This window comes from Sorangium sp. So ce375 (assembly GCF_051473855.1).
Lineage (GTDB): Bacteria > Myxococcota_A > Polyangia > Polyangiales > Polyangiaceae > Sorangium.
Genome location: NZ_CP150335.1, coordinates 10,540,613 through 10,566,011, shown reverse-complemented (window position 1 = coordinate 10,566,011; position 25,399 = coordinate 10,540,613). Strand labels below are relative to the sequence as shown.

Annotated in this window: 9 protein-coding genes; 5 read left to right on the top strand and 4 right to left on the bottom strand. The window is 71.9% G+C overall.

Annotation, left to right across the window (positions count from 1 at the left end; all coding sequences use genetic code 11):
- Positions 1-7: 7 nt before the first annotated feature.
- The 3 genes from WME90_RS39495 to WME90_RS39485 form a co-directional block, all read right to left on the bottom strand.
- Complete coding sequence (locus WME90_RS39495; RefSeq protein ID WP_437277242.1) at positions 8-2,002, bottom strand: ATP-binding protein; 1,995 nt, start codon at positions 2,000-2,002, stop codon at positions 8-10.
- Positions 1,999-8,274: an AAA family ATPase gene (locus tag WME90_RS39490; RefSeq protein WP_437277241.1), complete on the bottom strand. Its 6,276-nt coding sequence runs from the start codon at positions 8,272-8,274 to the stop codon at positions 1,999-2,001. Before WME90_RS39490 ends, WME90_RS39495 begins: the two co-directional genes overlap by 4 nt.
- A 620-nt stretch (positions 8,275-8,894) precedes the next feature.
- A complete protein-coding gene (locus WME90_RS39485; RefSeq protein WP_437277240.1) occupies positions 8,895-11,399 on the bottom strand; it encodes a hypothetical protein in 2,505 nt (834 codons plus the stop codon).
- A gap of 534 nt (positions 11,400-11,933) precedes the next feature.
- Here WME90_RS39485 and WME90_RS39480 point away from each other — a divergent pair.
- The 3 genes from WME90_RS39480 to WME90_RS39470 are packed head-to-tail and all read left to right on the top strand — an operon-like array spanning position 11,934 to position 19,930.
- The gene (locus tag WME90_RS39480) at positions 11,934-13,664 is read left to right on the top strand and encodes a S53 family peptidase (protein WP_437277239.1); all 1,731 of its coding nucleotides are present in this window, start codon (positions 11,934-11,936) and stop codon (positions 13,662-13,664) included.
- Positions 13,665-13,724: 60 nt separating this feature from the next.
- On the top strand, positions 13,725-17,204 hold the full coding sequence (locus WME90_RS39475; protein WP_437277238.1) for a poly-gamma-glutamate biosynthesis protein PgsC/CapC: 3,480 nt from the start codon (positions 13,725-13,727) through the stop codon (positions 17,202-17,204).
- Positions 17,201-19,930 carry a hypothetical protein gene (locus tag WME90_RS39470; RefSeq protein ID WP_437277237.1) on the top strand — a complete coding sequence of 910 codons (2,730 nt, stop codon included), beginning with the start codon at positions 17,201-17,203 and terminating at the stop codon, positions 19,928-19,930. The genes WME90_RS39475 and WME90_RS39470 overlap by 4 nt, the downstream gene beginning before the upstream one ends.
- A gap of 511 nt (positions 19,931-20,441) precedes the next feature.
- Here WME90_RS39470 and WME90_RS39465 read toward each other — a convergent pair.
- Positions 20,442-21,779 (bottom strand): AAA family ATPase, encoded by a 1,338-nt coding sequence (locus WME90_RS39465; protein WP_437277236.1) that lies wholly within the window; start codon positions 21,777-21,779, stop codon positions 20,442-20,444.
- Between the two features lie 843 nt (positions 21,780-22,622).
- On the opposite strand from WME90_RS39465, the gene WME90_RS39460 reads away from it, so the two are divergent.
- Together WME90_RS39460 and WME90_RS39455 are read left to right on the top strand one after the other, a co-directional pair.
- Positions 22,623-23,711 (top strand): PEGA domain-containing protein, encoded by a 1,089-nt coding sequence (locus WME90_RS39460; RefSeq protein WP_437277235.1) that lies wholly within the window; start codon positions 22,623-22,625, stop codon positions 23,709-23,711.
- Complete coding sequence (locus tag WME90_RS39455) at positions 23,711-24,658, top strand: formylglycine-generating enzyme family protein (protein ID WP_437277234.1); 948 nt, start codon at positions 23,711-23,713, stop codon at positions 24,656-24,658. Before WME90_RS39460 ends, WME90_RS39455 begins: the two co-directional genes overlap by 1 nt.
- Positions 24,659-25,399 lie beyond the last annotated feature (741 nt).

Below are 25,399 nucleotides of genomic sequence, written 5' to 3'. Positions count from 1 at the left end.
TGAGCGATCACGAGAGAGGCAGCTCGACGTGGAAGGTCGAGCCCAGGCCGACCTCGCTCGACACGCGAATTCGTCCGCCGTGCGCCTCGACGATGGTGCGCGTGATATAGAGGCCGAGCCCGAGCCCCCCGTAATGCTGCGACGAGACGCCGCGGCGAAATCGCTCGAAGAGCTGCGCCTGCACCTCGGCCGGGATCCCGATCCCGTGGTCCGTCACCGAGAGCCGTGCGACCCGATCTTCCCCGGTGATGGTGATCTCGATCGGTGAGCGTTCCCCGAACTTGATTGCATTGGTGAGGAGGTTGGTCACGACCTGCTCCAGGCGGTACGGGTCCCACCAGCCGGTGATCGGCTGCTCCGCGCTCACCGCGAGCGTGCTGCCCGACTGCGCGAGCTGGTCGCCGAGGTGGGCGACGATCTCGGTGACCAGCTCGCGCAGATCGACGGACGCCCGGTGCAACTCGAGCCTCCCTGCCTGGATCCGGGAGACGTCGAGGAGCATGTCGACGAGGTTGGTGAGGCGCTTGATCTGGCGGTCGGAGAGCGCGACCGCCGATCGCACGCGCTCGGCGTCCATGCCCCGCGAGAGCCTTTGCCCCAGCGATTGAATGGAGAGCTGCAGGCTGGTGAGCGGGGTACGGAGCTCGTGCGAGGCGACGAGGAGGAACTCGTCCCGCAGGCGGATGGCCCCCTCCGCCGCCGCGCGCGTGCGCCGCTCCTCCAGCAGGAGCCGATCGCGCTGCTGTTCGGCGTGCACGCGCGCGGTGATGTCGCGGAAGCTCCAGACCCGCCCGACCACGCGCTCACCGAGGCGCTGGGGCTGCGAATAGCGCTCGAAGACCCGCCCGTCCAGGAGCGCGAACGTGTCGACGGCGCTCACCTCGGGCTCGGCACAGAGGTCATGGACGCTCTTCACGAAGAGCTCGGGCTCACGGAGCTGGCCGCAGGCGAACGCGAGGCACACGTCGGCCGATCCGTCGGCGAGGACGTCGTCGGGGATGCGCCACATCTGCGCGAGCCTGTGGTTATGGCGCACGACGCGCCTCGCGCCGTCGACGACCAGGATGCCGTCCGCCGTCGATTCGAGCGTGGCCTCGAGGAGTGAGTAGGAATGGCGCAGCACGTCCTCGGCGTGCTTGCGGTTGGTGATGTCGGTCGAGATACCGCAGATGCCATCAGGCTCGCCGGCGGGGCCGCGGAGCGGGAACTTGAGAGAGAGGTACGTGCGTACGCCGTCGCGCTGGGGGGCCACCTCGTCGAGCTCCATGGCCCCATTCTGCTGCAGGACGAGCAAGTCGTTGGCGCGATACCCATCGGCCTGCTCGCGCGGGAAGAGGTCGTGGTCGGTCTTGCCGATGACCTGCTCGCGGCGCACCTGGAAGAGCTCCTCGAACCCGCTGTTGACGAGCATGTAGCGGCCCTCGATGTCCTTCGCGAAGACGACGGCGGTCGTGTTGTCGACGATGGCCTGGAGCAGGTGCTGGCTCTCGCGGAGAGCAGCGTTCGAGCTGGCCAGCTCGGCAGTGCGTTCTCGCACCCGCTGCTCCAGCTCTTGATGGACACGCTGCAGCTCCGCGTTCTTTTCTTCGAGCTCCTTTTGCGCCTCGCGCAGGCTCAGGTGCGTCGTGATCCGCGCTATCACCTCTCCAATCTCGAATGGTCTGGTGATGTAGTCGACGCCCCCCGCCCTGAACCCCACGAGCTTGTCAGCCGCGTCGGTCAGGCAGGTCATGAAGAGCACCGGGATGTCTCGAGTTCTTTCTGCCCCTTTCAGCCGCCGGCAAGTCTCGAAGCCGTCGATGCCAGGCATCAACACGTCCAGCAGGATCAGGTCGGGTCGCATGAGGCTGGCCCGCATCAAGGCCTCTTCGCCGCCCTGAGCGACGAGCACTCGATGACCTATGCACTCCAGGCTGTCCACCAGCACGCCGAGGTTGGCGGGCACGTCATCCACGATCAGGACGACGCGGGTGCGCGGACCGGGTACCGTGGCGCGGCTCATGGTCGCTGACCGCCCTCCATGCACGGCGGTAGCTCCGGCCCCACCATCGCCTTCGGCTCGGCCCCCTGCAGGCGCTCCTCGACCAGGTTGAGGAGCGCCTGGGACTGGTAGTCCTGCGCGAGGCGATCCAGGCGGTCGGCGAAGGGGCGGTAGCGCTCGCCCAGGGTGGTCAGGTAGGCCGCCCGCCTCCGGATGTCGCGCATGTTGCCCTGCAGGGCCAGGGCATGCAGGACTTCCATCTCCTCCCGGGGAGGCGCCACGAGCTCCGCGGCGCCCCCGTCCCCGGCTCGCTCCCCGGCCGGTCTGGCATAGACCCAGGTGAGCCCGAGCTGGGCGCCGACGATCCGCAGCAGGCTTTCCTGGTCGATCGGCTTGCTGAGGAAGGCGTCGGCGCCGGCGGCGACGCTCTCAGCCTGGTCTTCCTCGTTGGCGATCGCGGAGACGACGATGAACGGCAGCCGCGCGAGCCCACGAGCCTCGCGATTGCGGCGAATGCAATGGATGGTCTCCAGGCCGCCCATCACCGGCATGACCAGATCCATCACCGCCAGATCCGGCGACGCCGCCATCTCCTGCTCAACGGCTTCCTGGCCATTGGCCGACTCGCAGACCTCGAAGCCCAGGCCGCTCATCAGGTTCGAGAGCACCGCCCGATTGCCCACCACATCGTCTGCGACCAGCACCTTCCGGCGCGGCCCCTCGTAGCCGACGGCGACCCGCTCGGAAGGCCGGAGGGGCGCCGCGATCTCGGTCACCGGCAGCGTCACCTCAAACCAGAACCGGCTGCCTTCATCGGGCCGGCTCTCCACGTGGATCTCGCTGCCCATGAGCTGCACCAGCTGGCGGCTGATCATGAGCCCGAGGCCGGTGCCCGCGCGGCGTCGCACATCGCCTACCCGCCCGAAAGGCTGGAAGAGCTTTCCCAGCTGCTCCGGCGTCAGTCCGACGCCGGTATCCTCCACCTCGAAGCGCAGGCGCGCCCCGGTCCCGTCCCGGGCCAGCACCTGCACCCCGAACCGCACCCGCCCCCGATCGGTGTATTTCACCGCGTTGCCCAGGAGGTTGAGCAGCACCTGGCGCAGGCGCTTCTCGTCGGCCAGCACCGCCTGGGGCAGGTGGGGCGTGACCTCGTAGACGAAGTGAAGGCTCTTCTGCTCCACCCTGACGCGGATGATGTCGGCGACGACCGTCAGGAAGGACGAGAGATGGATCGGTTCGGGGCAGAGCTCGAGCTTGCCCGCCTCGATCTTGGCCAGGTCCAGGAGGTCGTTGATGAGGGTCAAGAGGTGCTGACCGCTCTGCTGAATGGTATTCAGTCCCACCGCCTGGCGGTCTTCGAGATCGGGGGAGCGCTTGAGGATCTGTGCGTAGCCGAGGATGGCGTTGAGCGGCGTGCGCAGCTCGTGGCTCATGTTCCTCAGGAAATCGGTCTTTGCTCGGCTCTCGGCTTCGGCCGTCTTGCGGGCTTGGCGCTCCGCCTCGGCCTGCTTGCGCTCGGTGATGTCGGTGGAGATGCCGCAGATGGCATAAGGCTGCCCCGCCGCGTTGCACAGGGGATACTTGAGAGAGATGTAGGTGTGCAGCCCATCGTCCTGTGAAGCCTCTTCCTCGACTTGCAGCGCGGTTCCGGTGGCCACCACCTCTTGGTCGACGGCGCGGTAGGCATCGGCGCGCTCCCTGGGAAATACATCGTAGTCGGTTCGGCCGACGATCGCTTGCTCACTGACGTGGAACAGCTCGGCGTAGCGCCGGTTGATCATCAGGTAGCGACCCTCGAGATTCTTGAGGGAGATGACCGCTGTCGAGTTGTCGACGATCGACTGCAGCAGCTCTTTGCTGTCCCGCACGGCCTGCTCGGCTCGCCGGCGTTCGCTGTTCTCCTGGAGCAGGTCCGCGTAGAGCGTGGCATTGGCGATCGAGATGGCGGCCTGGGCCGAGAGCAGCTCCAGCACCGAGAGCCGCTCCGGGGTGAACGCGCCGGCGATGAGGTCGTTTTCCAGGTAGAGCAGCCCTACGAGCTCCGCCTGCCGCAGGATGGGCAGGCAAAGGGCGGATCTGGGGTAACGATAGAGGTCGCCGCTGGCGATGATGGGACTCTGTGCCGTCCCGTCGTCCAGGATCACCTTCTCCCGGCTGCGCCGGACGTAGTTGAGCAGGGACGCCGGCAGATCCGGAGGGGAGGCTTCGGGCTCGTGGGGAATACGCACCTCGATCTGGGGGCCCTCCGCCCTCGCCTCGGCCGTCAAGAACAGGGTCTCGCCGCGGGCGAGGAGCAGGCAGCCCCGCCTCGCGCCGGCGTTCTTCACCAGGATGCGCATCAGGGTGTCGAGCAGTCGGTCGAGGACGATCTCGCCCGAGATCGCCTGAGAGGCCTTGAGCACCGAGCCGAGGTCGAGGGCGGTGGTGGCGGGCGCGGCGGCCTCCGGAGGCGTCGCGCCGCGGAGGATCTCGCCGGGGACGAGGTCGGGGTACGCGCGCTCGAGGCGGCGCATCGCCTCGGTCGCGCTCCATCGGCCGTAGGCGCTGTGCGCTTCGGTGAGGTAGGCGCGGGCGATGGTGGTCTTGCCGAGCGCGCGGAAGGAGAGGCCGGCGAGCTCGTTGGCGAGCGCCTCGTCGTGGAGGTAGCCGCCGCGCTGCGCGAGGGAGATCGCCTCGTCGTAGCGATCCCCCGCCGCGCGCGCGTCGCCGCGGACGCGCGCGAGCTCGGCGCCGAGCAGGGCGCTGCGGTGCGCCATGTTCTCCGGGCAGAGGTCCGCCCAGCGCGAGAGTTTTTCAGCAAAGAGCTCCGCGCGTTCGAGGAAGAGTGCGCGCTCGTCGGGGGAGACCACGTCCGCCGCCCGCGTGAACGCGACGCCGGCGTAGAAATGGAACGCGGGGATGCCGTGCCAGGCCGCCACGGCCGGGGTCTCGATGTTCAGCGGGAGAGCCGCGCGCGCTGCATCCTCGAACGCGCCCTGGAAGACGCCGAGGAGAACGACGTAGAAGTTGGCGAAGACGAGCGAGCCCTGGCTGTCGATCCGGCGGGCCTCCTCGATCACCTCGTCGATGTCGACCCATGCGCCCTTGAGCTTGGCCGGGCACGCGGTCTCGTTCGAGAGCTGATGCGCGAGCTGTCCGACCGCGCCGACCATCCAGGTGATGGCGTTGAACTTGTCGAGCTTTCGTATCGGCTGGTAGCTCTGCGCCTCGGCGAGGAGGTCGGAGAGCGGGAGGCCCCGGAGGAGGCTGTTGGTCATGCCATTGACCGCGCTGTAGAACGCCCAGATGTACTGGCCCGTCTCGAGCCCGGCGTGCATGCCCGCGAGCAACGAACCCTTGCAGGCGGGGTAGCCCTCTCTCCAGTGCTGCACGAAGGCGCCCCAGATGTCGCGGAGCACCGCTTCGGACTTCTTGTCCGGGTAGCGCTCCGAAAGGTCGATCGCGGCGCGGCCGAAGCGGTAGCCGAGCGCGATGTCGCCGCGGCCGCAGAGGAACGCCCCGAATTGAATGTAACCGAAGATCGCGTGCTTCGACACCCCGTGGCGCAGCGTGTTCTCGACGAGCTTCGCGAGCATGACGCTGTGGTTGTTGAGGCTCAAGAACCAGCAGGGGAGGAAGAGCTCCACGAGCACGTCCTGCATGGCACGGATCTCCGGGTCCTCGAGTTGCGGCAGAGCTGGCAGCGCCTCGATCGTCTTTTCCCGGACGAGGTCCATCGTCGCGCGGATCTGGGCGTCGACCATCGCTTCGTCAGGGAAGGGGGGCAAGTCGAGCCCGAACGGGCGCAGGGCCGCGAGCCCCTCCGCGAGCGCGGCGGGCAGGTCGTTCTTGAGCACCTGCACGCTCAGCTTGAGCCGCAGCACCTCGGTGCGATCGAGCCGGCCCACGGCGCGTTCCAGGCAACCGGAGAGGAGCGCGAGGGCGTCGTCGTGCCGGCCCGAGAGCGAGAGCATGAGGGCCGTCTTCCTCGCGTACTCGAGGCGGAGCGGGTACTGCGACGTCCATGCGTCCTCCGGAAGGTGCAGGAGGCCGAGCTCCAGGTAGCGCAGGGCGGCGTCGAAGGCGGCCGAGTCCTCGGCGCGGCAGGCGGCATCGAGGCTCATGCGGGCGAGGGAAAGGCGCTCCGCGGGGTCTGACACGAGGTCGCACGCGCTGTTCAGGTGGCCGACGACGTCGAAGAGGCTCTGGCTCTCGGACAGGTCGAGCTTGCCCGCGAGCAGCCGGCCGATGCGGAGGTGGAAGGCGGGCCGGTCCGCCTCCGGGATCATCGCGTAGGCGCCCTCCTGCACCTTGTCATGAGCGAAGCGGTAGCCATCGCGCCTGGCGATCACGAGCCCCTCGCTCACGGCGGGATCGAGGCGGCCGTACGCTTCTTCCTGCGAGCACTCGCTCACGGTGGCGAGCACGTCGAGGTCGAACCGGTTGCCGATCGCCGCCGCCAGCTTGAGCGCCTCCACCGTCGAAGGCGGCAGGCGCGCGATGGTGCGCACCATGAGGTCGACGACATTGTCCGTGTACGCGAGCGCGCCGATCCGGGTGAGGTCCCAGCGCCAGCCTGACCCGGCTTTATACGTGAGCACGCCGTGGTCGTGCAGCGACCGGACGAACTGCTTGACGAAGAACGGGTTGCCGCCGGTCTTCTTCTGCACCGCATCGACGAGCGGCCCGCAGTCGTCGCACTTGAGGCTGTCCGAGAGCATCTGGAGCAGGTGCCGGCGCGCGAGCGGGGCGAGGACGATGTCGCGCACGACGAGCCCTGTGTGCTTGAGCTCCGCGATGGCACGGACGAACGGGTGCCCCGGCGACACCTCGTTGTCGCGGTAGGCGCCGCAGAAGAAGAGCGCCTCGAGCGAGTCGTCGGCGAGGAGAGCGCGGAGCAGCCCGACGCTCGCGGGATCGATCCACTGCAGGTCGTCGAGGAACAGGACGAGCGGGTGCGCGCTGCGCGCGAACACCGAGACGAACAGCAAGAAGCACCGGCTCAGGCGGTTCTGCGCCTCGAGCGGGCCGAACGCCGGCACGGGCGGCTGCGCGCCGAGCACATGGCAGAGCGAGGGGATGACGTCGCAGATGACCTGCGCGTTCGGCCCGAGCGCCTCGAGGATCGCGCTCCGCCAGCGCTGGATGCGCGCCTCGCTCTCGGTGAGGATCTGCCGCACCAGGCCGTCGAACGCCTGGATCACCGCGCTGTAGGGCGCGTCGCGGTTGTACTGGTCGTACTTGCCGCTCGTGAAATAGCCCTTCTGCCGCGCGAGCGGCCGCAGGATCTCCTGCACGAGCGAGGACTTGCCGATGCCGGAGTAGCCGGAGACGAGGACGCTCTCGCGGCTGCCCTCGAGCGCGCGCTCGAACGAGGCGGTCAGCGCCTCGATGTCCTGCTCGCGGCCATAGAGCTTCTGGTGGATCCGGAACAGGTCCTGGCGATCGTGCTGGCCGGCGACGAAGGGCTCGATCGTCCCCGTGCCGCGCAGGGCCTCGCGGCAGCGTTCGAGGTCGGCGAGCAGGCCCTCGGCGCTCTGGTAGCGGTCCTCGGCGTTCTTCGCGAGCAGCCTGAGCATGATGCCGGAGATGGCCTCGGGGATCGTCGGGTCGACGCGGGACGGCGGCGCGGGAGCGAGGGCGAGGTGCGCGTGGATGAGCTCCATCGGGTCCAGTGCATCGAAGGGGCGCTGACCCGTGAGCATCTGATAAAGGATGACGCCGAGCGCGTAGAGGTCCGTCCGGTAGTCGACACCGCGGTTCATGCGGCCTGTCTGCTCGGGGGAGACGTAGGGCAGCACGTCGGCGATCACCGCCGGCGCGTAGAGCCGCTCGTGCGCGCGGGTGATCTCGGCGTCGACGCCGAAGCTCGTGATCTTGACCGCACCGCACGCGCCGACGAGCACGTTGTGCGGGCGCAGATCGCGGTGGATGAGCCCCGCCGCGTGCACGGCGGCGAGGCCTTCGGCGAGCGCGGCCGTGAGATCGAGCGCCTCGCAGAGCGGCATTCTGCGCGACGGGCGCGCGGCGAGGATCCGCGCGAGAGCGCGGCCCGGGAAGTCCTCGAGGACGACAATCAGGGCGCCGGCGGACTCCTCGACGCCGTGCAGCGCGACGAGGCGGGGTGAGGCGAGCTGCGCGATGCGCTCGCACTGGTGCTTGAAGCGCGCGATCTCGGCGCGAGCCGCTCTTTCGGCGCGCAGGACTTTCAGCAAGACAGGGACGCCGTCGCCTTCGCGGCACGCGCGGAACAAGCTGAAATCAGCGTGTTCCTCCATCTTCTCGCGGAGCGCGTAGCCTCTTTCGACGAACATCGATAGCTCAACCTCGCTCGCTTGCCCGTGAGAGGTGGTGCATTCAACCAGTTATATCTCCGAGGGGGAGCTCTGCACCGAGCTGTGCCGCCAGGGTTGGCTGCCCACGCCCCCAGCCTCCAACATCATCAACATCATAGCGAACCAGGTTCAGGCGCAGCCGCCAAACGGGGTGACTCACTGGGAGTCCCCGCAGGCGACGCGGCACCCGGCCAGCCGCTCCGAGCCCGACGCGCTGAGCCAACATCTGCCAACACCTGTTCGATGACGAGCACGAGCGGCGGAACGAGCTCCCCGGAGCCAGGTGCGGGCCGGCGGACGACACCAACAACAACCACCTGCGCGCCGCCCCGCGGGAGCATGGAGTCCGTCGAATCGACTCAGGACGGATGGGGGAGAGCGATATATGTCCGAACTGCAGTGTGATGTATGTCCGAACTGCGGTGTACTGATGCGCAATCCGCAGAACCACGCCAATCAGGGGCGTCCCGAGGGCGAGCCGCCGGTCGACCTTGGGAACCGGGCGATCGACGCGCCCAGCCAGCGAGCTCAGGACGCCGTGGCGGCCGGGAACCCGCGCCCGGGGCCGCCACGGCGCGCTCGTCCCCCGCTCCTCGGCGCTACTTCGGCCCCGCCCTGCCGATCGCGATCACGTTCTGCTGCGCCGCCGGCTTGCCGCCCTCGTGCGCCGGCACGAACGCGCGCGGGTGCGCCCGGAGCAGCGTCACCGTGAGCGTGATCCCCCAGCCGTCGTTCGTCTTGAGCTCCGCGTGGCCGTGGCTGTCCTCGACCGCCAGGATCAGCCGGCCGAGCGGCTCCAGACCTGCCGGCGCGGCGCCGGGCGCGGTGAGCACGCGCTGGAGCGCCGACTCGGGCAGCCCCAGGCCGAAGCCGACGTCCAGGATCGACAGCTGCACGCCCTGGGCCGCCTCGCGCACCGACACCACCGGGCCGTGGCCCGGGAGCCCGCGGCCCGCGACGTCCGTCAGGAACGCCTCGAGCACCTGCCCGAGCTCGCCGCGGTGGCCGAGCGCGTGCGTGGCGCCGCGGATGGGCTCGAGCCGCACGGCGCGGCCCGTCGCGCGCGCGGCGCTCGCGACGGCATCGGCCACGACGTCGCCGAGCTGGAACGCGCAGAGCGGATCGGCGGCGTCGCGCACCGCGAGCGGCCGAACGTTCGCGGACGCCGGGGCCGCCTGCTGGACCGGGATCAGCGCGGCGACGTAGCCCGCGATCCACGAGGAGCCGTCGGACTCGCGCCGCAGCGGGCGCACCGAGAGCACGGCCGGCTCGGGCGCGCTGACGCTCAGCTCGATGCCGTCGTCGCTCGCCATCACGCTGGAGAGCGACACGGCGGCGTCGCTCGCGGACGTGGCGCCGAGGACGTCGCCCAGCGTGAGCGAGCCCGGCGGGAGCGCCGCGCTCGCGCTCTCCGCGGGCACCGTGACGTCGCGCGCCCGCAGCCACTTCGCGAACTCCGGCGCGACGAAGCGGACGTCGCCGAAGGCGTCGGCGTACAGCAGCCCGACCGGCGCGCTGCGCAGCATCGAGCCGAAGAGCTGGAGGTCGTCGAGCGCGACGCGCGCGCCCTCGACGAGGTCGTCCTCCGGCGAGCCGCCGCCGCGCGCCTCGCCCGCGCCGCCCTGCGCCGTGCGCGCGAGGCGCTTCCTGCGCAGGAGCAGCGCGAGCTCGCGGCCGACGTGCTCGGCCCGCTCCGGCTCGCGCGAGAACGTCTGCTCGGCGACCGGGCCGCAGAAGAACACGTACCCCTCGATCTCGCCGAACGCGATGAGCGGGACCACGACCGCCGGCATGTCCTGCTTGGCCAGGAACCGGCGCGAGAGGCGGATCGCCGGCACGCCCTGCTCGCTGCTGTACGGCGGGCGGCGGACGTCGCGGCGGAGCTCGGCGACGAGGCTCTCGCCGCCGCCCTGCCGATCGTTCCAGAACCGGAGGTGCCAGCTCCCCGCGGGCAGCTCCGCGACGAGCACGAGATCGGCCGGGTGCGCCTGCTCCGCGAGGCGCGCCACGCGCGGCCAGAACTCCTCGTCCGGCAGCGTGTGGACCCCCTGCATGCGGAACAGCGCGGCGCGCTGGATGAGCTCCGCGGCGCGATCGACGGAGCGCTGGGCGACGAGGCCGCGGAGGATCATGACCCCCGTGAACGCGACCGCGAGGCCGAACAGCGTGCTCGGCAGCGCGATCAGGCTCGCCTCGGCCCGCGCGGCGAGCGCGCCCTGGCCCATCGCCAGCGCGAACACGCTGAGGAACAGCGCGGCCGTGGCGACGAGGATCCCGTAGCGGCGGCGCACGAGCCTCACGAGCCCGCCCGCGAGCAGCACGAACAGCGCCGGCACCCACGCCGGCGCCGCGGCGCGCCGGCCGCCGTCGAGCAGCCCGCCGAGGACCGCGGCGACGCCCTTCGCCGGCGGCAGCGCCGACGTCGCGACCGCCTGGGGCGCAACGCCGCCGGCGCCCACCGCGACCACGGCGACGCGGCCCTCGAGCGCGCTCGCGGGGACCTGGCCGTCCGCGAGATCGCGCAGGCTGACCGCCGGGACGCTCTGCGGCGCCTTCTTGATCACCCAGGGCGCCGCCGAGACGCCGAGCGCGCCGAGCTCCGGCGCGCGCTCCTCCGCCGCCGGCGGGAAGAAGCCGACGACCTCGCCCGCGCTCAGGCGGAGCAGCGCGGGCGGCATCCGTACGACCGGCGACGCGTTCGCGGCGGGGCCTGCGGCGCTCGCGGCGCCCGCGGCGCTCGCGGCGCTCGCGGCGTGGCCTGCGGCGCTCGCGGCGTGGCCCGCGCTGCTCGCGGCGCCCGCGGCGGCGCCGCCGCAGAAGGCGTCGGCCGGGGGGATCAGCAGCGCGCCGCGCGCGCGCCCGCGCTCGAGCAGACCGGGGAGCGAGCGCTCGCAGAGCCCATCGCGCAGCGCCTCGGGCGAGGCCGTGACGAGCAGCACCTGCGCGGACGGCGCTGCGTCGGCGAGCGCCGACGCGGTGAGGCCGCGCGCCACGTAGTCGAGCCGATCGAGCGGCGCCACGGCGGCGATCAGCGCCCCCGCGGCGATCGAGAGCACGTCGGGCCTGAGCCACCCGAAGCGCGCCGCTTCCGCCTGCGCGGTCATCGGTCGCGGGATGCGAAAGGGCTTGGGGATCCGCGGACGGTAAGTCTTCGCCATAATCGCTGAAAGCCGCGGCCGTCGAGGGGCGCGGGACGCCCCGGGCAGCCAGAGCGTCGCATCGTGGTCGAATCAATACAATTGTCCACCCGGCTCGGCCGCGCCAAAAACATCGGCTGTCCGACGAAGACGGTCGCGCCCTGCGGCCGCGCGCGCAGGCAGGCGCCCGCGCCTATCCGCCTCCGGCGCGCCGCGAACTCCGACCGGGCCGCGGCGCCGCGGCGAATCTGTCCGTGACAGGGTGCGACGTGGTGCTCCCAACCCTCCGACGAGGCGCGTTGTGCTGCCGGCGGCGTACGTGTGATGCGACGTCCGCGCGCCGTGGACGATTCGGCTGGATCGGCCTGTCGGAAGGCGTTTGAATCCTTGCTGCGTATGCGCCGTGCTTCACCCGTTCTTCGTGCCGCGCCCGCCCTCGGACTGCTCAGCCTGGTCAGCAGCGTGGTCTTCTCGACCTCGAGCTGTGGCTGCGAGTCGGACGTGCAGATCGCAAATCCTTCGGGCAGCGGGGGCGCCGGCGGCGCGGCCGGCAGCGGCGGCGCGGCCGGGACCGGCGGCGGGGGCGCGGCCGAGACCGGCGGCGGGGGCGCGGCCGAGGGCGGCGGCGGGGCGGGCGGCGCCGGTGGGCAGGCTCTGCCGGACGAGCTGCCCGACTTCACCGAGGAGGAGCGCGAGCCCACGCAGGCCACGGACGGCATCCCGAGCCCGCTTCCGGGCGTGTACACCGACAAGGGCGTGGCCGGGGGCGACGAGGTGGTCCGCGCGCTGATGGGCTTCCCCATCCGCAACTCGGGGCTGCTCGAGCAGAGGATCGCGGAGATCTACGACCCGACGAGCCCGCGGTTCCGCCAGTACCTCACCCGGGACGAGTGGATCGCGGCGTACGCGCCGCGGGAGCTCGACGTGCACCTCGTGAAGCTCTGGCTCGAGGAGCAGGGGATGCAGGTGAACTTCACGGCCACGAACCGGCTGCTGATCCAGTTCACCGGCACGGTGAGCCAGTTCAACGAGACCTTCGATACGGAGCTCCGGGTCTTCGAGCGGGAGAACCCGCAGGCGGGGAATCCGCCGTTCGACGTCTACGGCGCCCTCGGCCAGCTCACCGTGCCGACGTGGGTGTCCGAGCGCACGACCGGCATCCTCACCGCGGATCTCGCGGCGAGCACCAAGCCGCTCCCGGGCGAGGGCGGGGAGATCGAGCCGGATCCGCCGGACAACGTCGAGCGGGGGCTGACACCCGCGCAGATCGCGGGCGCGTACGATATCGACGACCTCTACGAGCTCGGGTTCACCGGCGAGGGCGTGAAGCTCGGGGTCACGATCGGCGCGACCTTCAAGTACAAGGACCTGCAGTCGTTCTGGCGGGCGCTCGGCGTGGAGCGGGCGAACCCGCAGGTCGTCCTGACCATGGAGCCGGTGGCCACGCGCTACGTGGAGTCGACGCTCGACGTGGCGTGGTCGGGGGGCCTCGCGCCGGGCGCGGACCTCGTCGTCTACCAGGGCCCCGACTCGCGCAACACGTCGATGGTCTACACGTTCAACGAGGCCATCGGCCGCGGTGAGGTGTCGGTCATCACGGACTCGTTCGCCCACCGCGAGGACTCCGAGCCGCCGGCCGTGCGGCTCCAGTACCACCGCTCGGCGCAGATGGCCGCGGCGCTCGGGATCACCGTGGTCGCGGCGACCGGCGACTCGGGGCAGACCGACACGCCCTCGGCGAGCCCGTACGTGACCGGCGTCGGCGGGACGTCGCTCTGGCTCGACGCGGACGGCGAGGTCGAGGAAGAGCTCGCCTGGACCGGCTCCGGCTCCGGCCCGACGCTCTCGTTCCCGATCCCCTCCTGGCAGGTCGGGGTCGTCGAGGGATCCGACGGCAAGCGGGCGGTCGCGGACGTCGCCATGCACGCCGCGACGTCGCCGACCCCGTACTGGGTCTACTACCTCGGCGAGTGGCGGCAGTACGGGGGGACGTCGTTCGCCGCGCCCTCGTTCGCGGGGCTCATCGCCGTGGTGAACAGCTACCGCGCCGCGGAGGGGCTGCCGCGCGTCGGGTTCCTCAACTCGCTCCTCTACACGACCCCCGCCGTGCAGGCGACGTTCCGCGACGTCGTGCGCGGCGAGACGGAGTTCTTTGCCGCAGCGCCCGGCTGGGACTACCCGACGGGCTGGGGCGCGCCGAGCGCGATCGGCCTGGCCACCACGCTGCCGTAGCGCAGCGCCCGCCGGGCGGGCCGCGGCGCGCGCCGCGCCGTCCCGCCGCCGCCCCGCCGCATGCTCGAGAACCTGCCGCTCTTCCCACCGAACGGGCTCGATCGGAGCCTCCACACCGCGGTCCTGATCGGCCTCGTCTTCGGGACGTTCTTCACCGAGACGCTCGGCTGGACGTACGCGGGGCTCGTCGTGCCCGGCTACCTCGCGACGGTGTTCTTCGCGGCCCCGGTCACCGCGGTGTTCATCATCGCGGAGTCGATCGTGACGTACCTGTTCGTCGCGCTGATCGGCCGCTGGGTCACCCGGACCGGCGCGTGGTCGACGGCGTTCGGGCGCGAGCGGTTCTACCTGTTCATCGTCGGCGCGGTGATCGTGCGGCTCTTCGTCGAGGGCTTCGTCGTGCCCGAGGTCTCGGCGCGCTACGACTTCGTGCACTCGCGGGAGCTCTACAGCATCGGGCTCGTGCTGGTGCCGCTCATCGCGAACGCGTTCTGGAACAGCGGCTTCCTGCGCGCGGCGCCGCGGCTCGCGGTCGTCACGACGCTGACGGCGCTCGTGCTCGGCGTGCTGCTCCGGACGACCAACCTCTCGGTCTCGCGCTTCCAGGTGCTCAACGAGAGCCTGTCGCTCGAGTTCCTCGAGCTGCCGAAGGCCCACATCATCCTGGTCATCGGCGCGCTGATGGGCGCGCGCAACAACGTCCGCTACGGGTGGGACTACAACGGCATCCTCGTGCCCGGCCTGCTCGCGGTGGCCTGGTACGAGCCGACGAAGCTGCTCACGACGACGATCGAGGCGCTCGTCGTCTTCTACCTCTCGCGCTGGATCACGTCGGTCCGCCCGTTCTCCCGGATGCTGCTCGTGGGGCCGAGGCGGATGATCTTCGTGTACGTGCTCGGCTTCGTCGTGAAGATGGGGATCGGCTTCGCCATGGTGCGGTACGCGCCGGGGCTGCAGATGATCGACTACTTCGGCTTCGGTTACCTGCTCCCGAGCCTGCTCGCCGTGAAGATGTGGAACAAGGAGCACGTTGGCATCGTGATCATGCCGACGATCCAGGTGTCGCTCACGGCGTTCCTCGTCGGCAACGGCGTCGGCTACGCGCTGGTCGCGCTCGGCTGGGGCGGCGGGCCGCCGCCGCCCGCGGCCGAGGCCAGGCCGGTGCCGCGCGTCGAGAGCGCGGCGATGTCGCTCGTGCTCGCGGACACGGCGCCGCGGCCAGGCCCGCGCCCGAGGGCGGCCGCGATCGCGGCCGACATCGAGTCGCGGCGGATCGCCCACCGGCTCGCGCGCGGCGTGCTGCGCGACGGGCGGCCCGCGGACGAGATCCTCGGCGCGGCGGAGCGCGCGCGGGTGTCGGTGGCGCGAGAGGGCGACGGCGAGCGGCCGTGGTACGTGCTGAGCCCGCGGTTCGACGATCCGGACGACACGCCGAGCGCGCCGCGGGCGGCGATCCGCAAGCGCGCCGGCCGGAGCCCGACGTCCGCGCCCGAGTGGCTGGTGCTGGCGGCGCCCGCCGAGATCGGCTCGGCGCTGCCGGCGGTGGCGCTCCGGGTCGCGGAGCTGCTCGACGCCGCGGGGGTCGTGCTGCTGTCGCGCCACGGGGCGATCCGGCGCCACGACGAGGCGTTCGCGGCCGCGGTGATCGAGGCCATGGAGGATCCGCAGGTGCTGATCGTGGAGCCGGGCGGCGGCGACGGGCCGGAGCTGAGCGTGGTGGGCTCGCCGGCGGGGCTGCCCGTGGTGTCGATCGGCCTGGGGCTCGGCGCCGAGACGGCGATGACGTTCCGCCCGGCGGCCGAGCCGTCCGTGCCCCTCGGCGACGCGCCGCGCCTGCGGGTGCCGCGCGACGTCGCCGAGGCGGTCGGCGCGCGCTCTCTCGGCGCGCCGGAGGCCGTGCGCTGGAGCGGGACGCTGGAGGAGGAGCTCTCGAAGCGCATGGTCTCCTTGACGGAGGTCCAGCCGGGCCGCTTCCGTCCGCCGTCGCTCGAGGAGCTCAGGTTGTTCGACGCCGCGGTGGCGCCGCGGCTGATCGCGGCGGCGACGCGCCCCGGCGGCGCGTCCGGCGCGGAGCCGGAGGCCGCGTGGGAGCGGGCGATCCTCGGGCGCCTCGGCTTCCGCGAGGTGCGCATCGGCGGCACCGACGCGGCGCCGGCGGCGTGGGGCATCGCGGAGCCCGGTCCGGCCGAGGGCGGCCCGGAGCGGCGCGGGAACCCGGCGTGGCTCGTGCTGGCGCATCAGTCCGCGCCGCCGCACGCGGCGTCGAGCGGCGGCATCTTGCCCGCGGCGCCCTCCACGGAGGCGGTGAGGTCGCCGCTCTCGAGCGCGATGCTGATCGAGGTGCCCGCGCCGCGGTGGCAGATCGGGGCGTTCGGCGCGGGGCTCGCGCTCGCCGACGCGCTCTCGGCGCAGTCGCTGCTGCTCGCCGGGGCGGTGCCCACGGCGGAGCCGGGCGGGGCCGCAGACGTGCGGCGCGCCGAGGGGCTGCGCAGCTACTTCCAGCGGGCGCACGAGGTCTGGGTCGGGGACGGCGGCAACGCGCTGTCGGTGCAGGCGATCGAGGCGGACCGGACCCACGAGCGGGACGCGGTGATCTCGTTCGGGTACGAGGTCGTGCGGCCGGGGCACGTGCCGACGTTCTCGGGGCCGCTGCTGGAGACGCTGCGCGATCTCGAGCTGCGCGTCGGGATCTTCGACGGCGCGCGCGAGCAGGTGCCGTTCAGCGGCGCGACGGACATGGCGATGGCCTACGCGAAGCGGTTCGCCGAGGGGCGGTTCGCGATCGTGTACCTGGGCAGCGCGCTCCGGCGCTTCTTCGAGCTCCGGCGCTTCGCTCCGGGGCAGGGAGAGACGCGCCTCGAGGCGCGGCTCGGGCGGCTCGGCGTGACGCCCGAGCCGCTCGACGTGGCCGCGCGCGCCCAGGCGCTCGCGTCGTGCGCGGGGAGCGCGGGCGCAGGCGCGAGCGGGGACGAGGTCTGCCCGACCCGGGGCGTGACGGCAGAGTGCGATCTTTCCGCTGCGATGGAAGCCTTCCGGCGCTACACGACCGAGCGGAACCCGTACTACCTGAGGGCGTACTTCTCGACGCAAGCGGCTGGGCTCGGGGGCGCTCCGGCGCGAACGGACGCGCCGCGGGCAGGGGCGTCGGATGCGCCGCGGGCCGGAGCGTCCGACGCGTCGCGGGCGGGGGCGGCGGACGCGTCGCGGGCAGGGGGTGCGGCTGCGCCACGGGTGGGGGTGGCGGCCGCGGCGCGCGCGGCGGCTGCGGCTGCGCTGCGCGCGAGCGCGGCGGCCGCGCCGCGGGGCGAGGCGCGGTGCCATGTGGAGGTCGCGCGCGACGTGATCACGGGGCGCCCGTGGGTCATCGCGGCGCGGCCGGGGGAGGCGCAGCTGCTGCCCATCGACGGCGCGCTCGTCGCGGTGCCGGGCGCGGCCGTGCCCGTCGGCCCGCGGCTGCGGCGCGCGGTCACCGTCGGCACGAGCGCGCTCCGGGTCGAGGCGGCCGGGCCTCCTGCGGCCCCGCGGGAGGCGGCGCCGTGACCGCCCCGGCGAAGCGCCGCGAGCCGTCGAGCCACGAGCTGCCCGCGCCGCCGCGCCCCGCGCGGCCGCCGTCGCGGGTGCGCCTTCCGACGGGGGGCTTCCGCGCCCGCGACGGCGCGCCGCGCAGGGCGCTGAACCCGCGGTGGCTGATCGCGATGGCGCTGCTCGGGGTGACGGCGTTCGCGCTCTCGCAGCTGTCGAGCGCGCCGCCGCTGGGCAGCTCGCTGCCGGCCGAGGACGAGATCCTCGCCTACCACATCGAGACGGAGCGGGACCTCGTGATCAAGGTCCCGGCCGAGATCGACGCGGTGGAGGTGACGACCTGGGGGAGCGTAAAGGCCGACGCCTGCGACTCGGCGCGGCGCTACCCGTACGGGTTCGTCGCGGCGTTCGTGAACGAGCGGGGGGAGGAGGTCGCGCGGCACGCGATCGATCTGGAGAGCCGGGTCAGCTGCGATCCGGATCGTCCGCTCGGCGAGGGCGAGTACGCGGCGCGGCTCGCCGGCGGCGGGGGCGCGGTGACGGATCCGCGCTCGACGCTGCTCATCACGCACGACGTGCTCCCGCAAGGCGGGCAGGTGCGGCTCCGGGCCAAGCCCACGGTGGGGAGCGACGGCGCGGGCGTGCCGAGCGAGCTGACGATCCTGTCCCGGCTGGAGGGGCGCTACCAGCGCAGCGAGGCGTCGCGCGCGGTCTACGAGCAGAGCCTCGACGCGGAAGAGCGGCGGCAGCTCGGGCTCCGGGTGTCGGCGCTCGGCTTCGCCGATCTGCCGGAGCCGGCGCGCAAGGAGCTGCTCCGGGGCTGGGCGCGGCGGCTCGAGGCCGGGGGTCGCGAGGGGCTCGACTACGAGATGTCGCGGCTCCTCTTGCGGCGGTTCCGGATGCCGTACCCGCGCGCCGAGGGGCGCGGCGCGTCCGAGTTCGTGATCGGCGAGCGCCGCGCGGCCGCCCTGAACTTCCGCGGCCCGCTGTCGCTCGACATCGAGGGCCCGCCGGGCCGCACGGTGCGGGTCGCCGACGGCGCGAGCTCCTCCGCGAGCGTCGCGCTCGGCCCGCTCGGGCGGGCGACGGTGCGCCTCCTGCGGGAGGACATCCGGACGGTGGTGATCGACGGCGTCGGCCCGGATTTCGGCGTGCGGTTCGGCGCGTCGGAGGCGCAGGCGGTGCAGCAGATAGGCGAGATCGTCCACCCGGCGATGCCGTCGCCCGCGGCCGCTGGCGGCCCCGGCGCCGCGCCGGAGGCCGCCGCGGAGCCGTCCGCGCCGTCCGCTCCCGCCGCGGCGCCGGCGGAGGCGGCTCCGGCGCGGCTCCAGACGCCGCCGGACGTGCGCATCGTGCGCTACCTGGCGCTGGATCCGAGCGATCCGGTGATCGCGCGGATGGCGCCTGGGCAAGAGCTCCTCGGGCTGCTGATCCGGGCGGAGATCGACGCGACCGGGGGCGCGAACCAGGGCGACGCGAAGGTGGTGGCGCGGTGGGGTCCTGGGCCGTCCGAGCGGGCCGAGCTCGCGGTGACGCTCCCGCGATCGCGGTTCGAGTGGTGGAACGAGGGGGCCGACGCGTCCGAGCCGCGGCTCGCGATCCTCCGGCCGCCGGCGGGGGTGGAGCGGATCGAGATCACCGGCGACGCGAGGACGCGCCTGCGGCTGCGCACGATCGAGCCGGGCGTGAACGAGACGCTGTACCGGCTGCCGTACCGGGTGACGCTGGCCGAGGACGAGACGTGGCGCTACGCGCCGTTCGACGTGAGCACGTGGACCGACGTCCGCGCGTTCAACCTCGACGAGCTGGAGCGGAAGGAGCGCTTCTCGGATCTGCGCGAGCAGGTGCGGATCGAGCGGGCGGGGGAGGGGGCGAGGTCGGACGCGTATCGGCCGGAGCGGGTGCTCATCCCGGAGCACGCGCCGGTGCGGAGGCGGCTGTTGATGCCTGCGTGGCAGTCGGCGGGGGAGCCGTCGCCCGGCGATGCGTGGACGCCGCTGCTCGTGGCGAAGGACGTGCGGGTCGACGGGGAGGGGGCGCGGGCCGGGCGGCTGTCGGTGATCTACCGGGCCGCGCGCGCGTCGCTGGGCAAGGAGGTGGCGGTGCGCGTGGACGGCGAGGTGGCGCTGAGGGAGCCGATCGTGGCGCTGTCGGGGTCGCTCCGCGTGACGGCGCCGGCGGGGGCGCGGCGGGTGGAGATCGAGGGGCTGGGCGAGTCGGGGGTGGCGTACACGGACGCACCGCCGGCGAAGGGCGGGGCGATCGTGCGGCGGCGCGACGTGTTCGAGCTGACGCGCGGCCGGCCGATGACGTACCGGTTCGAGCAGGCGGCGGGCGAGACGCTGCACCTGGTGCTGTTCGTGGTGACGCCCGGGGAGAACGCGGACTACCGGATCCGGTACCGGATCGAGGGGGCGACGCCGGCGTCGCGGGAGGCGGCGTTCTTCCGGCGGGTGACGATCCCCGACGGCGTGCTGGCGGGCCGGGGCGGCGATCTGACGCGCGCGACGTTGTGGGAGGCGGCGACGGACAAGCGCGGTACGGACGGGGTGGGGCGCGGGGTGATCCGGCTGGGCGACGATCTGGCGCCGGGGGAGCGGGCGGTGAGGCTGTCGCTGCTGGGGCCGCAGGCGGGCGACACGGGGGAGCCGGCGAAGGCGGTCTGGGTGGGGGCGGTGCTGGTCGGGCAGAAGGCGCCGGGGCGGGACGACGGGCCGAGGCTGTGGGTGGAGGACGATCCGTGAGGTGTGGCCGCAGGACGGAGCGCGGCTGGCGAGCGACGGTGCGTGTTGGGGAGGGATGTGGGACCGCGACGACAATGGGGCGACTCCTCGAAGAGATGGCGAGGAGCCCCTGCACTGGAATAAGCTCGATTAATTGGTACGAGTTTGACCAGCGTGTCTGGCTCGGGGCCGCGCAGCTGCGAGAATCGCTTCGGAGAGCTGCTCCTCGAACCGGAGGAACGCAGGCAGTCGGCGGAGCGTCTTGGGGTCAATGTTGGCGCCAAAGAAATCGTAGAGATCGGAACCGCAGAGGCGACCGCCGCCGCTCGTCGTGAGGACCTCTTCGAGCGCACGCTTCGGATCGAGCGCCGCCGCGACGTGCGCGCCGGGGCGTCGATGCCCACGCTGGGGCCGATCATGGGCACCTCGGGGAGCACCTTGGCGGCGAGCGCGGGGATCAGCTGATCGAGGAGCGGCAGCAGCAACGCATAGTCCGTTCTTCCCTCGGCGAAGAGCCCCGCGCAAAGGTACGTCATGCCTCCGCGGGCTCCGCGGGGCTGGCCGTCTCCAGGATGCGCCGGAGCTCTGCTGTCGAGATGTACCGCTCGCGATCGATGACGCCGGCGGGCGCTACCCGTCGTACCCGTGTGCGCCGGAGTCCGCTGCCGAGCCGTACCAGGTCGAGCGCCATGATGCACTCCGGGTGATCCATCAGGGCCGCGAGGACGACTGGAGAGTGGCTGGTGACCAGCACCTGCGCGGTGCCAGCGGCATCCGAGTCGCCGTCGCTGGCGGTCGGGCGCTGCGTCGCGTCCAGGATCCGCTCGATGAGGGTCCGGACGCGCGCTGGGTGGAGCCCGTTTTCCGGCTCTTCGATCGCGATCAGCGCGCCCGGGGCGTCTGCGCGGAGCACTGTCGAGAGCGCCAGGACGCGCAGCGTCCCGTCGGAGAGGACACGCGAGGGGAGGCGCTGGCCATCGGACGATTCGATCTGCACGACGAGCGTGTCGCCCTCGACGACGACCTCGACGGTGCGGACTCCAGGCACGAGGCTCGCAACGTCGGCACGGATCTCGGCGAGCACACCGGGGCTCTGCGCCGCCAGGGTAGCGGCCAGGTTGGCGCCGTCTGCTGTGAGCTCCGCTGGTGCGCCAGGCTCGCTCGGCTCGCGGATCCGCTGGGCCGCCAGGTGCAGCACGCGCAGGCCGCTGAGCGCCTCGGCGACGGCGCGCAGGTGCGGCGAGCGAGCCTGCATCTCCGGCTCCGAGAGGAACGTTGCCTCGGGAACGTACTGCACGGTCGCTGTCATCGAGAACTGGGGCGCGCTCGGATCCGCCACGGTCAGAGCCCGCCCGTACTCCATGAGCGCGCCGCCGTCCCCATGGCGTATGCGTGACGCAAAGGTCGGATGGCGCTTCAGCCATGTGTCCTCGTCCGACGTCATCGACCGCAGCACCTCGCGGACGACCGTCAGCCGCTCTCTCATGGAGCTGAGCTGCTGGAGCTCCATGTCCACTTCATAACGGAGCCGCGTCGTCTCGAGCGGTACGTCGCGCAGCCCGATCCTCACGGTGGAACGCGGCAGGATCACCTCGATCGCGAGCGCCATGCTGGCGAGGGCACCAAAGCCGCGTTCGACCGTCGCGGTCGGCTCTTCGTCCCGGCGACGGAACTGCTCGCGGATGCGCCCTCTCCCCTCTCCGACCGCGGCGGCGAGCGGGCTACCCGCCAGCCGCGCAAGCAGCGAGAGCGCGTCGAGCAGGTTCGACTTTCCGGCTCCGTTCGGGCCGATGAGAACGGAGAACGGCTCGAGATCGAGGGCGAAGCCCTGAAACGACTTGAACCCGTCTATCTCGATGCGGGTGATCATTCCCGGAGCCCTTGTGGCAGAGCCTACAGCACATGAGTCCCGCCGGCCAGCGGTTCTCGGGGTTGAGCCGGCCATCTGAAGCGGGCGGCGCCAGCGGCTCGTGCCGGTGCGATGTCGACGAAGTCAACGCGAGCCGGCACCTGGCTCGAGGGCGTGCAACCGCCCGCCGAGAGCAGCCGCGCCGGCTGACCAGTCGGCCGGCGAGCGCTCGCAGCAGATTGCCAGGCGCTTACTCCGCCGGCGTCCAGTTCCCCCGGCGTTCTTCCGGCGGGTCACGATCCCGGACGGCGTGCTCGCCGGTCCTGGTCGTGACCTGACAGGCCGTCGTACTTGACGGCAAAGTCGTTGGTGCCGCGAAACTGCATGACCGGGATCGGCCGCGCCGGCCCACCTCGGACGAACCTCCGGCGGCGAGACCCATACAGCCGAAGAAGACCACCAAGCGCTGCCCGTGAGGGTTCAACTTCTTCACAACCACCTCGAGTTTGAATTGCTAATAGAAAGGGTGGGAGCCAACCTGCGGGGTCAAACTCGAGGTGGTTGTCGGCTGATCGATCGAGACCTGCGGGCTGTGCCTTCATGACCCGGCAGCAGCGCGGTCTCTACGTCGACTGAGCTCTCGATGAGCCGAGAAGCGACGGCACCAGGGGCTAGCGCCGGGCGCAGCGCTCGTCAGCGGTCGGGGGTGCCGGATCTGCCACTGTCGCGCCCGACGGCGCCCCGGCGCCCGCGCCGTCGTCGTGCTGGCCGTCCGCGTGGCCTCGACAGGTTGGTCGTGCCGCCCTTTTTGTTGTAGGGTCTCCCCGCGCGCCCCCGCGGCTCGCTGCAGCGGAACGAGCACACATGGCGGAAACGACGACGAGCCCGCTCGGGAAATGCCTTGTTGCGGCACCCATTCTTCGCCTCGCCGACACCCGCCGTGGCGCGGGTCTCCCGCAGCGCGCTCGCGCCTTCGCCGGCCTGGCGTCTGCTGTCGCGGTCGCGCTCGGCGGAGCGGCGGCGCACGCGCAGCAGCCCGCGCGCGACCCGGTGGCCGCGGAGGCGCTCTTCAAGGCCGCGCGCGCGCTCGTCGACAAGGGGGACGACGCGGCGGGGTGCCCGAAGTTCGAGGCCAGCCTCGCGCTCAACCCCTCCGCGAGCACCCAGATCAACATCGCGCGTTGCCGCGAGCGCGAGGGCAAGCTCGCGACGGCCTGGCACGATTACCACCGTGCCCTCGTCCTGAACCGCGAGACGGCCGGGGAGCAGCGGCAGAAAAGCCTCGAGGAGATCGCGAACAAGGGGATCGCGGCCCTCGATCCGCGCGTGCCGAAGCTCGTGATCGTGGTCAAGGGCGCCGCCGCCGGCGCGGAGGTGCAGCGCGACGGCACGGCGCTCCCGGTGGCCGCGCTCGGAGAGCCCCTGCCGGTCGATCCTGGCCCGCACGAGATCCGCGCGAGCGCCCCGGGGCACGAGGCAGAGACCCGCTCGATCACGCTCGCGGAGGGCGAGACGGCGACGGTCGAGCTCACGCTGCGACCGGCGGCCGCGGCCAGCGCCGCGAAGCCGCCCGCCAAGGCGGACGAAGCGCGAGGCGGGGGCACCCCGACCTGGGCATGGCTCTCCGGAGCCGCCGGGATCGCGCTCGCCGGCGCGTCGGTCGGGTTCCTGATCGACGACCTCTCCGCGATCAGCGCACTGCGCGAGAGCTGCCGCGAGGTCCCGGGCGGGACGTACTGCGACCCCGGTTATGATTTCGCTGCCGACAATGCGCGCAAGAACCGCGATTTCGGCCTCTTCGCCGGCCTCGGCGCCGCGGGGCTCGTCGCGATGGGGGCGGCGGTCTATGGGATCACCCGGTCGGGCGGCGAAGAGGCGCGCGCGCCGGCGGCCGTCGCGCTCCCCTGGATCGCGCCGTCCGGCGCCGGCGCCAGCATCTCCGGGAGCTTCTGATGCGCACGGGCGACAGCAAACGCAGGGTGTTCTTCAGGCCTCTTGCCGCGATGGCGATGCCGCTGGCCGCGATGGGCGCGTGCATCCCTGACGTGGAGCCCAGCGTGTTCGTCCTGCCGCATTGCGACAAGGTCGCGCCCACGTGCGGTCCGGCGGCCGACGAGAGCTGCTGTGCTGCGGGCGAGGTGGTCGGCGGCCAGTTCAACCGCCTGAACGACGTGAGCTATCCGGCCACGGTGGCCGACTTCTCCCTCGATCGCTTCGAGGTGACGGTGGGCCGGTTCCGGCAGTTCGTCGCGGGCTACCCGGCGATCAGGCCGACGGCGGGCGCGGGCGCGCACCCGCTCATCCAGGGCAGCGGCTGGGACCCGGCGTGGGATGCGAGCTTGCCCGCGGGGCAGGACGAGCTGCGGGCCTCGCTGGGATGCGACGCCAATTTCCGGACGTGGACCGATGAGCCCGCCGGAAACGAAGATGCGCCGATCAACTGCGTGAGCTGGTATCTCGCGTTCGCCTTCTGTGCATGGGACGAGGGCCGGCTGCCCACGGAAGCGGAGTGGAACTACGCCGCGGTCGGGGGGAACGATCACCGCGCCTATCCGTGGGGAGACGAGGCTCCGAGCCAGGAGCTCGCGGTGTACGGCTGCGATACCACGACGACGGTGTGCCCGATCCCGCACGTGGGGTCGAAATCTCCGGCGGGCGACGCGAGATGGGAGCAGGCGGATCTGGCGGGCAGCCTGTTCGAGTGGGTCCTCGACTACCATGCCGATCTGACGGGGACGTGCACCAACTGCGCGGCCCTGACCGACGGAGGCTTCGGTAGGGGCTCGCGTGGAGGGGCGTTCTCCCACACCGAGGAGACGCTCAGCCCGGCGTACCGTATCGGCGAGCTGCCCGAGAGGACGCTGTCTTTCTACGGTTTCCGCTGCGCGCGGGACGAGTAGGGGGTCGACGGCGTCCCGGCGCAGCCATACCCGTCGACAGGTCTCTCGGGCGCGATCACTCGAACGTCCGGGTTTGCCGGGGTGCAATTCATCGTAAAAAACCATAGATCCCGTTGGGGGGCGATGAGGCGAGGCGATATCTATGGCGTCGGCCTCGACAAGGGCGTGTGGCGCACGCGTCCTGGTGAAACAGGGCAACGCATCACCGAAGGGAGCGTGACGGCGATTTCGGTCACTCCCAACGGCGACGTATAGAGCGCCGAACGGGTTGAAGCTTGCCTGAATTCAATGGGTTGTAAATCCCAGCCGATCTTCCAGGAAGCAAGCTCCAAGGGCAAGGAATGCGGGAAAGAGAGCAACCGCAAGGGCGCAAGGGGCGCAAGGGACCAGAGATGAGATATTTCTTGCCTTTCCCTTGCGCCCCTCGCGCCCTTGCGGTTGCTCTTCCCTTCTGTTGATTTCCTCGGAACTCCAACGTGATCGGTGCGCTAGGGTGTCAGTCCGATAGGGCCGTGTGGCGTAGGTAGTCGTAGTCTCCGGGAGAGCTGCCGCACGCGCCTTTCGTGCTGCGGAACCCGCTGCCGGTCGGGGCGCTTCGAACGACCGCCCCAGCAGCGTCTGCGGTGCGCCCCGCCACCGCGAGGGTCGCGGCGCGCGCTGGTCGGTCGCGCTCTCGCCGATCGCGTGCTTGCGCTCGACGCCGGAAATCGGTTAGCCCGATAGCCCGCGGCGCACGGAGCG